This window comes from Sandarakinorhabdus sp. (assembly GCF_040398645.1).
GTDB lineage: Bacteria > Pseudomonadota > Alphaproteobacteria > Sphingomonadales > Sphingomonadaceae > Sandarakinorhabdus.
The window spans coordinates 16,839-29,470 of sequence record NZ_JBBATR010000020.1; the positions used below are offsets into that span (position 1 = coordinate 16,839).

Here is a 12,632-nt window from a genome sequence, read left to right on the forward strand (position 1 = left end):
GCGCGTTTGACAAGCCAGATAGAGACCGTTCGGGGTGCCCGCAAGCACCCCCGCAGCAGGAGGCGCGCTTTGACGAACCCAACCGGCCCGGCGACCGCGGCACTCCCCATCGATGCTGCCGATTGGAGCAGCGATTGGGACGATAGTGACGATAGCGGCGGTATCGCGGCGCAAACCAGCGCGGCCGTTGCAGCCGGCACCGGGGGCGCGCTGCCATCGCGCGGCGCTGGCGGGCTGAACCCGCTCGCCGATTTTGCGCAGGCCCGGCTGGTCGCCGTGATCGAAGATGCCAGGAACAGCCTGGTTGGCCAGGTGCGCGGCCTGAAATCCGTGGCCGATCTGTTCACCGGCTTGCTGGGCGACACTGCACCGCCGGTTGCCAAGCTGGTGGACGATGCCGCTGGCACCATCGACATGATTGCCGATCGGCTGGCCGAAAAATCCGCGCTTGAGCTGGTAGACGGCGGCCGGGCGCTGGTGCGGGCGCAGCCGGCCGCCGCCGTGGGCCTGGCCATTGCCATCGGCTTTCTGGCCGGGCGGTTCTTGAAGGCCGCGCAAGATTGAGCAATTTGCCGCCCAATGGCGCGTTTCGTGGCCCGGCATCGGCCCGGATTGGGCCGCGCCAGCTGATTGCCGGTCTGCTCGCCCTTTTGCAGGCACTGGCCGCGCTTACATCTGCCGAGCTCAGGGGCAATGTTGGCAATCTGCTGCGGCCGCTGGGGCTGGTTGTGGCGGCAGCAGGCCTGTTGCTGACCGCATTGACGTTGCTGCTGGCGGCAAGCGTGGTGGCACTGGCGCAAGTGGTCGGCCTGGTGGCGGCAATGGCCATCATTGCGCTGGTGGCGGCAATCGCGGGTCTGGCGCTTGGCTGGCACGGCTTGTCGCGCGCCGCACAAACACCGCTTGCACCGGTGCGCAGCATCGCCACATTACAGTCGCAAATAGATCGCTTCTCCGGCCGTAACAGGCATGACAACGAAGCCGATGACGCTGCCAATGACACTGGCGATGACACTGGCAATGACACTGGCGACAACCAGGAACCAAAGGACCCGCGCGATGCCTGAACAAGCGACCATCGAAGATCTGGCGCGCGCCGCCGACGATGCCGGCGCGCGGCTGTCGGACGGGTTTGATGATCTGGCTGAGCGGTTGAACCCCGGCCGCCTGATCGATGATGCGCTGGACATCGTGAAAACCCGCGGCGCGGCGCTGGCGCGCGATGCTGGCGGCGTGATCAAGGCGCATCCGGTGGTGGCCGGCGCCGCTGTGGCTGCGGTTGGCCTGGCGCTGTTTGCCGGCAACCGCCTGTCCAAGGCCGAGCTTGATCTGGGCGATGATCTGACCGGCTATACCGATTATGATGACAGCATCGTGCAGCCGGCGGCTGCGCTTTCTGGCGATCTCGCTGAAAGCAGCGGCAATATCGTCAGCGAAAATCCGGTGCTGGCGATCCTGGCCGGGCTGGCGGCAGGCGCGGCGCTGGCCATGCTGTTCCCCAGCAGTGACGCCGAACGGCGCAGCCTGGGGGCGCTGGCCCGCCGCGTGACCAGTCTTTAAGCTTCTGTTCAACTGCGCGCCGTGATGCTCTGCTGCATGAAACACGCACATATATTTTCCGCCGTCCTTGCCCTTTCGGTTGCTGCCACGGCGATAGGCGTGTCGCCGGCCCATGCGCAGGTGGGCGCCGCTGCGCCCGCCAACCCCGGCGATCCGGCGGCGCGGCCGTTTGTGGAAAAGCTGGTGGGCGACGGTTTTGCGGTGCTGCGTGACAAATCGATACCCCGCACCGCTGCCCGCGCCCGGTTTCGCGAATTGCTCCAACAGGATGTCGCGCTCGATGATATCGGCATGCGCCTGATCCGCCGCCAGCGCGCCAGCCTGAATCCGGCCCTGACCCCGGCGCAGATTGCCGCCTACCGCGCCGCATTTCCGGAATTCGTGCTCAATGCCTATGCCGACCGGCTGTATGATTATGCCGATGCCCGTGTGCAGGTGCAGCGCACCGTCGGCCGCGGCGCCTTCACCGAAGTCTACACCCGCGTCACCCGCCCCGGCGCGCAGCCGATCGACACGATCTGGCAGGTAAAATCCACCAATGGCAAATATCAGGTCAACAATCTCGTGGTGGCCGGCATCAATCTGGCCTTGACGCAGGAAGCGGATTTCACCAGCTATATTGGCCGCAACGGCTTTGATGCGCTGGTGGCGTTCCTGAAAACCGCCAACGCCAAGAGCCTGGCCGTCAACACGGGACCAAAATGACCAGCCAGATCGACATTCATCCCACGGCGTTTGTGCACCCCTCCGCGCAGATCTACGGCCATGTCAGCATCGGGCCGCGGGCCAGCATCTGGTGCAACGCGGTGATCCGCGCCGAAGTGGCCCATGTCGAAATCCACGAAGGCGCCAATATCCAGGATTTCGTGATGATCCACACCGATCCCGGCAATCCGGTGATCGTCGGCGCCTACACCAGCGTGACCCATCATGCGACGCTGCACGGCTGCCGCATCGGCGATCATTGCCTGATCGGCATCAATGCCACCGTCTACAATGGCGCGCAGATCGGCGCGGGATCAATCATCGGCCAGCACGCTTATGTGAAGGACCGCACCATTGTGCCGGCGCACAGCATTGCCGTCGGTTCGCCGGCCAAGGTGATTGGCACGCGCGACAATCGCCTGCCCAACCGCATCAATGCCGAATTCTACATGCGCAACGGCGAATGCTACGCCGCTGGCAACCACCGCGCCTGGGCCGGGCCGGAATTTGAAAGCTGGTTTGCCGCCACCATGCAGCGGTTGCAGGGCGAGTATGCGCCAATCGCCACTGGCGCCTGATCGGCGCCGGCAGTAAGCCGCTGCCATGAGCAAGCTTCATCTCGTTTTTGGTGGCCGCGTGGCCGATCCGCAAGGCATGGATTTCGTTGATCCGGCCAATCTCGATGTGGTCGGCATCTATCCCGATTATGCTGCTGCGGAGGCCGCATGGCGCGCTTCGGCGCAGCGCACGGTGGACGATGCCACGATGAAATATGTCGTGGTGCATCTGCACAAGCTGCTGGAACCGGCTGCTTCAAGCCAGTAACCCTGGGGCCAGTGATTTTGGGCCAATAACTCATAGAATTGGGCGCTGGCTGCGCCGCCGCGTCCTCCCTAGTCTGCTGATCGGGGAGTGCCGGCAATGAGCCTTAGTTACGGACAGATTTTCAGCAATCTGATGGCGGCTGTCGATCCGGCGGCGCCGGCGACGATCCACGCGGATCATGTCACGTCGTGGGCCGCTTTCGATGCCCATACCGATGCGATTGCCGCCGCCAGCCACGCCGCCGGCGCGGTGCCCGGAGACCGCATCGCGCATCTGATGCGCAATTCGCCGGCCTATTTTGAAACTACGGTTGCCGGCTTCAAGGCGCGGCTGGTGCATGTCAACGTCAATTACCGCTACACTGGCGAGGAGCTGTTCTACATCCTCAGCAACAGCGACGCGGCGGTGCTGGTGTTTGATGCCGAATTTGCCAATCTGGTCGCCAGCATTCGCAGCCGGCTGAACGTCAAATTGTTCCTGCAAGTGGGCGGCACCACGGCAGATTTTGCGCAGGATTATGACACAGTTGCCAGCAGCAGCGCGCGCATTGGCCGCCAAGACCATGTTCATGACGATATGCTGTTCATCTACACCGGCGGCACCACTGGCCTGCCCAAGGGCGTGATGTGGAACCAGGGCGATGTGCAGGCGGCGATGGGCGCGGCGATCGGCTTTGCGGCGGATATCAGCCTGGCGGACTATCTGGATGCGGTGCGCGCCCGCACCGCCCGCTACTGCGCGCTGGTATTGCCGCCGTTGATGCACGGCACCGGCTTTCTTTCCGCGCTCAGCGTGATGTCGCGCGGCGGCACCATCGTCACCATCCCCGGCGACAGTTTTGATGCCGAACTGGCGGCGGCCACGTGCGAACGATACAGCTGTGACCGGGTGTCGGTTGTGGGTGATGCCTTTGCGCGGCCGCTGCTCAAGGCGCTGGATGCCGGCCATGGCAGCATAGCCAGCGTCGGGGCGATGACCTCAAGCGGCACCATGTGGTCCCCCGAAGTGAAGGCCGGGTTGCTGCGCCATGCGCCTGAAATGATGATCGTCGATTCGCTGGGGTCGTCCGAAGCGCTGGGCTTTGCTGCGGCGGTCCAGACCAAGGACAATGCCGGCGCGGCCACGCGCTTTGTGGGTGATGAACGCACGCTGCTGCTCGATGAACATAACCAGCCAGTGGCGCCCGGGGAACGTGGCCGCATGGCGCGCGGCGGCCTGGTTCCACGCGGCTATTGGCGCGATGAAGCCAAAAGCGCCGCGACGTTCGTGACCATCGGCGGCGCCCGCTACACGATCACCGGCGACTGGGCGATCCTGGAGGCCGATGGCGGCTACACGCTGCTGGGGCGCGGCAGCCAGTGCATCAACACAGCCGGTGAGAAGGTTTTCCCGGAAGAGGTTGAAGAGGCGCTGAAAACCCATCCAGCGGTTGATGACGCGCTGGTGTTTGGCGTGCCGGATGAAAAATGGGGCCACGCGGTGAGCGCGGTGGTCGAGGCGCAAGGGCCGGTGGATATCGAGGCACTGCGCGCGCATGTGCGGCTGCAACTGGCGGGGTACAAGACGCCCAAGACGGTGCTGGTGGTCGCAAAAGTGCCGCGCGCGGCCAATGGCAAGGCGGATTATGTGGCGGCGAAGGCGATGATGGGGTGAGGTTTGCGCGTGCGGGTACGGCCGGCGGCTGAGCCGCCGAGTCCGTTTGGGGTGACTAAGGATAGGAAGGAAGAGCGCGGCGGAGCCGCGTCGTCGGACGAGTCAAAGAAAAGGCGGCCTGAGGGCCGCCTTTTTTTGCTCGCCGGCCGGGCTGGCGCGAGTCTGTGACCAGCGCTTTGCGCTGGTCACTGCCGCGCTGCGCGTTACTGCTTCTTCAAACCAAAGCTGGCAAAACGCTTGTTGAACCGTGCCACCTGGCCGCCGGCATCCAGCATCCGGCCCGAACCGCCGGTCCATGCCGGGTGGCTGGTCGGATCGATTTCAAGGTTCATCGTGTCGCCTTCCTTGCCCCACGTCGTGCGGGTCTGGTAGGTGCTGCCGTCGGTCATCTTGACGGTGATGGCGTGATACTTTGGGTGAATGCCGGATTTCATGGGTGGTTTCCTTGTGTGCAGCCCGGTTCCGACCGGGCCTGGAAAATGAACGCGGCAGATAGCGGCTTGACCGGCATATTGCAACAGGCCTAACCACGCCGCCGAACGGTGCCTTCCAGACCGGAAGGAGAATAGGGAAGCCAGTACGGGGAAACCCAAATCTGGCGCTGTGCCCGCAACTGTAAGCGGCCAGTAACGTGCCAATAGCCACTGGGAAACCGGGAAGGCGGCACGCTACGCCATGAGCCGCAAGCCAGGAGACCTGCCGTTCCCTTGCTGACCATCGCGTCGGCAAGGGCTGCCCCATGCCTGCCGGGTCCAGCAGCGCGTGTGACTGGAGAGCAACCGCTCTTTCGTTTGTGGCGGCTTCGTGTCGCCCCCTGTGCCCCGGCTGAGCCGCGGCCGAACGAAGGACCCTGCCCGTGTTGCCGATCATCCTGCTTGCCGGCCAGGTGGCCGCCGCCAACAACCAGCCCATCGTGCTCATCGAAACCATGGCCCCGATCACGGTTTCGGCCAGCCGCACCGTGCTGCGGCTCGATCAGACCGGCATCAGCATCAGCCAGATCACCCAGCCGCAGATCGAAGGCCTGTCGCTGCCGCTGGTGAAGGATTATCTCGCCCTCGTCCCCGGCGTCGCCATCGCGCAGACCGGGCCATTGGGCGCACAGACCCAAGTGCGCATTCGCGGCGCCGAGGCCAATCACAGCATCACCTTCATCGATGGCATCGAGATGAACGACCCGGCCTCTTCGGGCGAATTTCGCATTGATACGCTGCTGGCCGGCGGCGTCGAACGCATCGAAGTGCTGCGCGGGCCGCAAAGCGCGCTGTGGGGCAGCCAGGCCATCGGCGGCGTCATCAGCATCACCACCCGCGCGCCCGTGCGCGGCACCTTGCTCTTCGGCGAAGTCCAGGCCGGCAATCTCGGCACGGTGCGCGGCGGCGTCGGCGGCGGCTGGGCCGATGACAGCATCACCATCAGCGGGAACGTGTCCGGCCTGTCCACCACCGGCTATGATATCGCGCGCAGCAATGGCGACCGTGATGGCTACAACAATGTCACGGCGCACGGCCGCATCGAATGGCGTGTGGCGCCGGAATTGACGCTGCTGCTGGTTGGCCGCCGCCAGGACAGCACATCGAATTTCGATGGCTTCAATTTCACCACCGGCGTGCCGCGTGATGAGCCGCTGTCCACACTCAGCCGGCAGACGGCGCTGCGCGCCGAGGCGGCTTTGGCGCTGTTTGATGGCCAGTGGACCACCCGCGCCAGCTTCATGGCGGTGCGCGCCGACAATATCAATCGCCGCGCCAATGCCTTTCAGAATCGCAGCGACGGGACGCGCGATCTGCTGCGCCTGCAATCCACCGGGACATTCGATGCCGCCGGCGCGGCGCACATCGTTACCGCCGCCGTGGACGTGGAAACCGAACGCTTTGTCAGCACCGATGCCAATGGCGCTGCCGCCTCCAACCAGCGCCAGCGCCGCCGCCAGACCAGCGTGATCGGCGAATATCGCTTCAGCCTGAGCAATGGTATTTCGGCTGGTGCAGCGGTGCGCCGTGATGCCAATGATCGTTTTGTGGATGCCACCACTGTGCGTTTCGATGCCGCCGTGCCCATCGGCCAGGTGCGCCTGCATGCCGCCTTTGGCACCGGCGTTGCCGATCCGACGTTTTTCGATCAGTTCGGCTTTTTCCCGGGATCGTTTCGCGGCAATCCCGGCCTGATCCCCGAGCGCAGCCGCAGCGTGGAGGCCGGCATCGGCTGGAGCAATGGCGAACATTCCGCCGATATTACCCTGTTCGATGCCAATCTGACCAATGAGATCATCGGCACGTTTGACCGGGTGACTTTCCTGTCGGGCGTGGCCAATGCTACGGGGCGCAGCCGCCGCCAGGGCATTGAAGTGTCGGGCCGCGCTGCGTTGGCCAAGGATTTGTCGCTGAACGCCAGCTACACCTACCTTGACTCCGATCAGCAGCAAACCACGGGGGCAGCCGCGGTGCGCGAAGTGCGCCGGCCGCGCCATTCGGGCAGCGTGGTGCTGGCCTACACCGGCCAGAGGTTCGATCTGTCGGCAGCCGCCGCCATCACCGGCGCGCGCGGCGACACGGATTTTGCGCGTTTCGTGCCGGTGACGCTGCCGGCCTACACGCTGCTCACCTTGGCCGGTGCCTGGCATGTCAGCCCGCGGCTGGACCTGACATTGCGCGTCGAAAATGCCGCCGATGCCGCGCAGATCGACGTGTTCGCCTATCGCGGGCCGGGCATCACCGCCCACGGCGGCCTGCGGTTCCGGCTGTAACGGCAGTGCGCGGGCGATTGGCGATATTGGCAGTGGCCCTCGCGGGTTGGGGCGGCAGCGCGGTTGCTGCCCCAATCCCGGCTCGCATCGTCTCGCTCAATTTGTGCACCGACGAATATCTGCTGATCACCGCGCGCCGCGCGCAAATCGCCAGCATCAGCCGGCTGGGCGCCAGCCATCACGAAACCCCGCTCGCGGGCCGTGCCGCCGGGCTGGCCACCAACCAGGGCGCGCTCGGCGGCGTGATTGATCAGCGGCCTGATCTGGTGCTGACGATGGGGGCCAGCCCGCAGGACATGGCGCTGGCGGCGCGGCTGGGGATGCGGATGATCGCCCTGCCCTACCCGCAAAGCCCCGCCGAGGTGACGCGGCAGGTGCAGCGCATTGCCGGTCTGGTCGGCAATCCCGCCGCCGGCACCCACTTTGCCCGCCAGCAGGCCGCATTGACCGCCACGATGCCAGCGCGCGCCACACCGGCGCTGATGCTGGGCGGCAGCGGGCTGGCACCTTCGATGCAGGGGCTTACCGCCGGCTGGCTGCGGCTGGCCGGGCTGGCGCAGCGGCAATCCGGCAGTGTTGCCATTGAAACATTGCTGGCCAATCCGCCGCCATTGCTGATCATCAGCCGCTATCGGCCCGGGCAGTTTTCCGGGTCGCAGGCCTGGGCCGCGCATCCGGCGCTGGCGCGCATCAAGGCGCGGCGCGTCGCCGCCGATGGCCGCGCTTTCCTGTGCGGCGGCGCGGCGATGCCGGCTGAAATCCGCCGGCTGCGTTTGGCGTTGGCAGCGTGACGCTGCGGGCGGCACTCGCAGCATGAACCTGCGGCTGGCCTTGCTGTGCACGGCGCTGCTGCTGGCCTCGCTGGCGATTGGTCCGGTCGATCTGCTGGCGATTGCACAAACCGATCCGGCGCTGGCCCGCACCCTGTTTGTGGAATTGCGGCTGCCGCGCGCCGGGCTGGCGCTGTTGATCGGGGCCGGGCTGGGCGCGGGCGGCGCGGCGGCGCAGGCCCTGCTGCGCAATCCGCTGGCGTCGCCCGATGTGCTGGGCCCGGCCAGCGGCGCGGCGCTGGGGGCGGTGATCGCCGGCTATTTTCTGGGCGGCGGCGTGCTGGGCATGGCGATGGGCAGCCTGGCCGGGGCCGGCGGTGGGCTGGCCATCTTGCTGGCGCTGGCTGGTGCGGGCAGCCGCGCGGGGGGCACCACACGGCTGGTGCTGGCCGGCGTGGCGGTGTCCACCCTGTTTGGCGTCGCCATCAATCTGGCGCTCAGCCTCGCGCCGTCACCGTTTGCGCTTTATGATCTGATGTTCTGGTTGATGGGCAGCCTGGCCGATCGCACCCTGCCGCAATTGCTGCTGGCTGCGCCGCTGATCGCGCTCGGTTTGGCGCTGCTGCTGCGCGCCGGGCCGGGGCTGGACGCGCTGACGCTCGGCGAAGATGTGGCGCACAGCCTGGGCGTCGCCCTGCCCGCGCTGCGCCGCCAAGTGGTGATCGGCATCGCGCTGGTTACAGGCGCCGGCGTGGCGGTGGCCGGCAATATCGGCTTTGTCGGGCTGGTGGTGCCGCATCTGGTGCGGCCATTTGTCGGCCACCGCCCCGGCCGCGCCATATTGCCGGCGGCGCTGGCCGGCGCGGCGCTGCTGCTGGCGGCGGATATCGCCATCCGCTTGCTGCCGGCCGATCTCAATCTGAAACTGGGTGTGTTCACCGCGCTGATCGGCGCGCCGTTCTTCCTCTGGCTGATCCGCAAGGGCCTGTGATGGCTGGCAGCCTGGAAGCGCATGCGCTCGCCCGCCCGCCGATGCTGGCCGCCGTCAATCTGGCGCTGCACCCCGGCACCATGACCGGCGTGATCGGCCCCAATGGCGCGGGCAAAACCAGCCTGCTGCGCGCGCTGGCCGGCGTGTCACGCGGGCCGGGCCGCGTGTTGATCGGCGGCCAGCCGGTGCAGCCGCACCCGCGCACCCTGGCGTGGCTGCCGGCCAGCCGGGATGCCGTGTGGCCGATGACGGCGGCGGCGCTGGTGGCGCTCGGCCTTGGCCCCAGCGCACTGCTTGATAATGCCGCAGTTGCCGCCGCGCTGGCCGCCTGCGATGCCAGCCAATTGGCCGGGCGCAGCGTCGATCAACTCTCCACCGGCGAACGCGCCCGCGTGCTGCTGGCCCGCGCCCTGGTGGCGCAGCCGGCGTGGCTGCTGCTGGATGAACCCATCGCCAATCTCGATCCCGGCCACCGCATCGACGTCATGCTGCTGCTGGCAGCGCAAGCCGCGCGCGGCGCCGGCGTCGTGCTGGCACTGCACGATCTTGATCTGGCAGCGCGCTGCGACCGGCTGCTGCTGATCGCTGGCGGGCAATTGGTCGCCGATGGCCCGCCAGCCGAGGTGCTGAACGCTGCCCATCTGGCGCGCCATTTCGGCGTGCAGCGCGGCGGGGGCGGCCAAGGCTGGGAACGCGCTGCTGACTGATAGAAAGGCGAAAACAAGAGAAGAAAGCCTCCGGCGGGCAGGGGTGACCCCTGCACCCATTTATTTAGTGATTGTTTTTGTTACATAAGTTCCGCACCAATAAGAGTGGGTCCAGGGCCTCAGGCCCTGGCCGCCGGAGGCCCGCTTTCTTCTTGAGCCAATTTCCCACAAGCCGCCTGCGCCACTTGGCGACTGGCGCGGGGCGGGCTATGCCAGCACCATGCCCGCTATCGGAACGCCCCTGCCCCCGTCTGCCCGCGCCGCGGCTGCTGCCATGGCCGATTTGATCAGCGATTTGCGCGAAAAGGCGGCGCGCATTGCCGAAGGCGGCCCGCTGGCATCGCGTGAGAAGCATCTGGCGCGCGGCAAATTGCTGCCGCGCCAGCGGGTTGAGGCGCTGCTGGATGCGCACACGGGCTTTCTGGAGATCGGGCAGTTTGCGGCCCATGATGTTTATGGCGAGGATGTGCCGGCGGCTGGCCTGATTGCAGGGGTCGGCCAAGTTTCGGGCCATTTGTGCGTGATATTGGCCAATGATGCGACGGTGAAGGGCGGCAGCTATTATCCGCTGACGGTGAAGAAGCATCTGCGCGCGCAGGAAATTGCGGCGCAAAATGGCTTGCCGTGCATCTATCTGGTCGATTCCGGCGGGGCCAATCTGCCGCGCCAGGATGAAGTGTTTCCGGACCGCGAGCATTTCGGCCGCATTTTCTTCAATCAGGCCAATATGAGCGCGGCGGGCATCCCGCAGATTGCCGCCGTGCTGGGCAGTTGCACCGCTGGCGGCGCTTATGTGCCGGCGATGGCGGACGAATCGATCATCGTGAAGAACCAGGGCACGATTTTTCTGGGCGGGCCGCCGCTGGTGAAGGCCGCGACCGGCGAGGAAGTGACTGCCGAGGATCTGGGCGGCGGCGATGTGCACACCCGCCTGTCCGGGGTGGCCGATCATCTTGCGGAAAATGACCAGGACGCGCTTGATATCGCCCGGCGCATCGTTGCCACCTTCCCGGCAGCGCGCGCGGTGCTGCCCGGCCCGGCGCGGGCACCGCTGTATGATGCCGCCGAATTGAACGCGCTGGCGCCGATCGACACGCGCGTGCCGGTGGATGTGCGCGAGATCATCGCCCGGCTGGTGGACGGGTCGGAGATGCACGAATTCAAGCCGCGTTACGGCGAAACTTTGGTGACCGGCTTTGCCGAGATCGAAGGCCACAAGGTGGGCATCATCGCCAACAACGGCATCTTGTTCAGCGAATCCGCGCAGAAAGGCGCGCATTTCATCGAATTGGCCTGCCAGCGCCGCATCCCGCTGCTGTTTCTGCAGAATATCAGCGGCTTCATGGTTGGCCGCCGGTTTGAAAACGAAGGCATCGCCAAGCATGGCGCCAAGCTGGTGACGGCGGTGAGTTGCGCGGCGGTGCCCAAGATCACCGTGATCACCGGCGGCAGTTTCGGCGCTGGCAATTATGGCATGTGCGGCCGCGCCTATTCACCGCGTTTCCTGTGGATGTGGCCCAATGCCCGCATCAGCGTGATGGGCGGCGAGCAGGCCGCCAGCGTGCTGGCGACGGTGAAGGGCGGCGGCTTCAAGTCGGCGGCCGAGGAAGAGGCGTTCAAGGCGCCGATCCGCGCGCAATATGACCGCGAAGGCCACCCCTATCACGCCAGCGCGCGATTGTGGGACGATGGCATCATCGCACCGGAAGACACGCGCGCCGTGGTGGCGCTGTCGCTGGCGGCGTCGCTGCAACAGCCGGTGCCGGAAACGCGCTTTGGCATGTTTCGGATGTGATGGAGCGGCATTGTGGCTCTGCTTGACGAACAGATTGACGATGCTGGCACGGCGCGGCTGACGCTGAACCGGCCGGAGCGGCACAACGCCTTCAATGCCGATCTGATCGCGGCGCTGACCGAGGCGTTCACCCGGCTGTCTGACGTGGCCGAGGTGCGTGCCATCGTGCTGGCCGGGGCGGGCAAGAGCTTTTCGGCCGGGGCGGACCTTGACTGGATGCGCGCCGCGGCCGGCTGGAGCGAGGCGGAAAATGTCGCCGACGCGATGCGGCTTTCCGATATGCTGAGCGCGATCAATGTCTGCGCCAAGCCGGTGATCGTGGTGGCGCACGGCCATATCACCGGCGGCGGGGTCGGGCTGGTGGCCTGCGGTGACATGGCAGTGGCCGTGGCGGGCGCGCAGTTTCGCTTGTCCGAAGTGCGGCTGGGCCTGACTCCGGCGACGATATCGCCGTTTGTGCTGGCGCGGATCGGGGCGCGGGCGCGGCGCTGGTTTTTGACGGCCGAAGCCTTCGACGCCGATCAGGCGCAGGCGATGGGCCTGGTTGATGAAGTGGCCGAGGATGCTGACGCGGCTGAGGCGGTGGTGGCGCATTGGCTGGCCCATATCGCCGATGCCGCGCCGGGCGCGGTTGCGGACGCCAAGCGGCTGGCGCTGGATTTTGCACGCGCGGAGATCACATGCGAATTGCGCGAGGAAACCGCTCGCCGTATCGCCGCCCGCCGTGTCAGCCCGGAAGGCCGTGAGGGCATCAACGCATTCTTGAACAAGGGGAAGCCCGGATGGATCGCTCAGTGAAATCGCTGTTGGTGCTGGCTTTGGTGATGGCGGCGCCGGTTGCTGCCGCGCCCAAGGACGACGTGCTGGCGGCCACCGACGC

The 12,632-nt window shown here is 66.3% G+C and carries 14 protein-coding genes and 1 riboswitch; of the genes, 13 read left to right on the forward strand and 1 reads right to left on the reverse strand.

All coding sequences use genetic code 11. From position 1 onward, the window contains the following. Positions 1 to 69 precede the first annotated feature (69 nt). The 7 genes from ABWP50_RS06570 to ABWP50_RS06600 all read left to right on the forward strand — a co-directional run bounded on the left by ABWP50_RS06570 (position 70) and on the right by ABWP50_RS06600 (position 4,743). On the forward strand, positions 70 to 564 hold the full coding sequence (locus ABWP50_RS06570; protein ID WP_353217195.1) for a hypothetical protein: 495 nt from the start codon (positions 70 to 72) through the stop codon (positions 562 to 564). Beyond that, a complete protein-coding gene (locus ABWP50_RS06575) occupies positions 561 to 1,067 on the forward strand; it encodes a phage holin family protein (protein ID WP_353217196.1) in 507 nt (168 codons plus the stop codon). Before ABWP50_RS06570 ends, ABWP50_RS06575 begins: the two co-directional genes overlap by 4 nt. Next, complete coding sequence (locus tag ABWP50_RS06580; RefSeq protein ID WP_353217197.1) at positions 1,060 to 1,560, forward strand: hypothetical protein; 501 nt, start codon at positions 1,060 to 1,062, stop codon at positions 1,558 to 1,560. Before ABWP50_RS06575 ends, ABWP50_RS06580 begins: the two co-directional genes overlap by 8 nt. Positions 1,561 to 1,596: 36 nt before the next feature. Then, positions 1,597 to 2,265 (forward strand): MlaC/ttg2D family ABC transporter substrate-binding protein, encoded by a 669-nt coding sequence (locus tag ABWP50_RS06585; protein WP_353217198.1) that lies wholly within the window; start codon positions 1,597 to 1,599, stop codon positions 2,263 to 2,265. Then, positions 2,262 to 2,843 (forward strand): gamma carbonic anhydrase family protein, encoded by a 582-nt coding sequence (locus ABWP50_RS06590; protein WP_353217199.1) that lies wholly within the window; start codon positions 2,262 to 2,264, stop codon positions 2,841 to 2,843. Before ABWP50_RS06585 ends, ABWP50_RS06590 begins: the two co-directional genes overlap by 4 nt. 25 nt (positions 2,844 to 2,868) lie before the next feature. Further along, the gene (locus tag ABWP50_RS06595) at positions 2,869 to 3,090 is read left to right on the forward strand and encodes a DUF4170 domain-containing protein (protein WP_353217200.1); all 222 of its coding nucleotides are present in this window, start codon (positions 2,869 to 2,871) and stop codon (positions 3,088 to 3,090) included. A gap of 96 nt (positions 3,091 to 3,186) precedes the next feature. Beyond that, complete coding sequence (locus tag ABWP50_RS06600) at positions 3,187 to 4,743, forward strand: AMP-binding protein (protein WP_353217201.1); 1,557 nt, start codon at positions 3,187 to 3,189, stop codon at positions 4,741 to 4,743. Positions 4,744 to 4,946: 203 nt separating this feature from the next. Here ABWP50_RS06600 and rpmE read toward each other — a convergent pair whose 3' ends face one another. Then, the gene (gene rpmE, locus ABWP50_RS06605; RefSeq protein WP_353217202.1) at positions 4,947 to 5,177 is read right to left on the reverse strand and encodes a 50S ribosomal protein L31; all 231 of its coding nucleotides are present in this window, start codon (positions 5,175 to 5,177) and stop codon (positions 4,947 to 4,949) included. Positions 5,178 to 5,266: 89 nt separating this feature from the next. Next, a riboswitch (cobalamin riboswitch) is annotated at positions 5,267 to 5,461 on the forward strand. A gap of 138 nt (positions 5,462 to 5,599) precedes the next feature. Here rpmE and ABWP50_RS06610 point away from each other — a divergent pair. From ABWP50_RS06610 to ABWP50_RS06635, 6 genes are all read left to right on the forward strand, one after another. Then, positions 5,600 to 7,489: a TonB-dependent receptor plug domain-containing protein gene (locus tag ABWP50_RS06610; protein WP_353217203.1), complete on the forward strand. Its 1,890-nt coding sequence runs from the start codon at positions 5,600 to 5,602 to the stop codon at positions 7,487 to 7,489. Positions 7,490 to 7,515: 26 nt separating this feature from the next. Next, entirely contained in the window at positions 7,516 to 8,280 is a 765-nt protein-coding gene (locus tag ABWP50_RS06615; protein ID WP_353217204.1) for a substrate-binding domain-containing protein, read from the forward strand. Between the two features lie 22 nt (positions 8,281 to 8,302). After that, positions 8,303 to 9,250, forward strand: a complete 948-nt coding sequence (locus tag ABWP50_RS06620) for a FecCD family ABC transporter permease (RefSeq protein ID WP_353217205.1) — start codon at positions 8,303 to 8,305, stop codon at positions 9,248 to 9,250. Further along, positions 9,250 to 9,957: an ABC transporter ATP-binding protein gene (locus tag ABWP50_RS06625; protein ID WP_353217206.1), complete on the forward strand. Its 708-nt coding sequence runs from the start codon at positions 9,250 to 9,252 to the stop codon at positions 9,955 to 9,957. Before ABWP50_RS06620 ends, ABWP50_RS06625 begins: the two co-directional genes overlap by 1 nt. A 220-nt stretch (positions 9,958 to 10,177) precedes the next feature. Then, positions 10,178 to 11,752 (forward strand): carboxyl transferase domain-containing protein, encoded by a 1,575-nt coding sequence (locus tag ABWP50_RS06630; protein WP_502951001.1) that lies wholly within the window; start codon positions 10,178 to 10,180, stop codon positions 11,750 to 11,752. Positions 11,753 to 11,764: 12 nt separating this feature from the next. Beyond that, on the forward strand, positions 11,765 to 12,550 hold the full coding sequence (locus tag ABWP50_RS06635; protein WP_353217207.1) for an enoyl-CoA hydratase-related protein: 786 nt from the start codon (positions 11,765 to 11,767) through the stop codon (positions 12,548 to 12,550). The last annotated feature ends 82 nt before the right edge of the window (positions 12,551 to 12,632 follow it).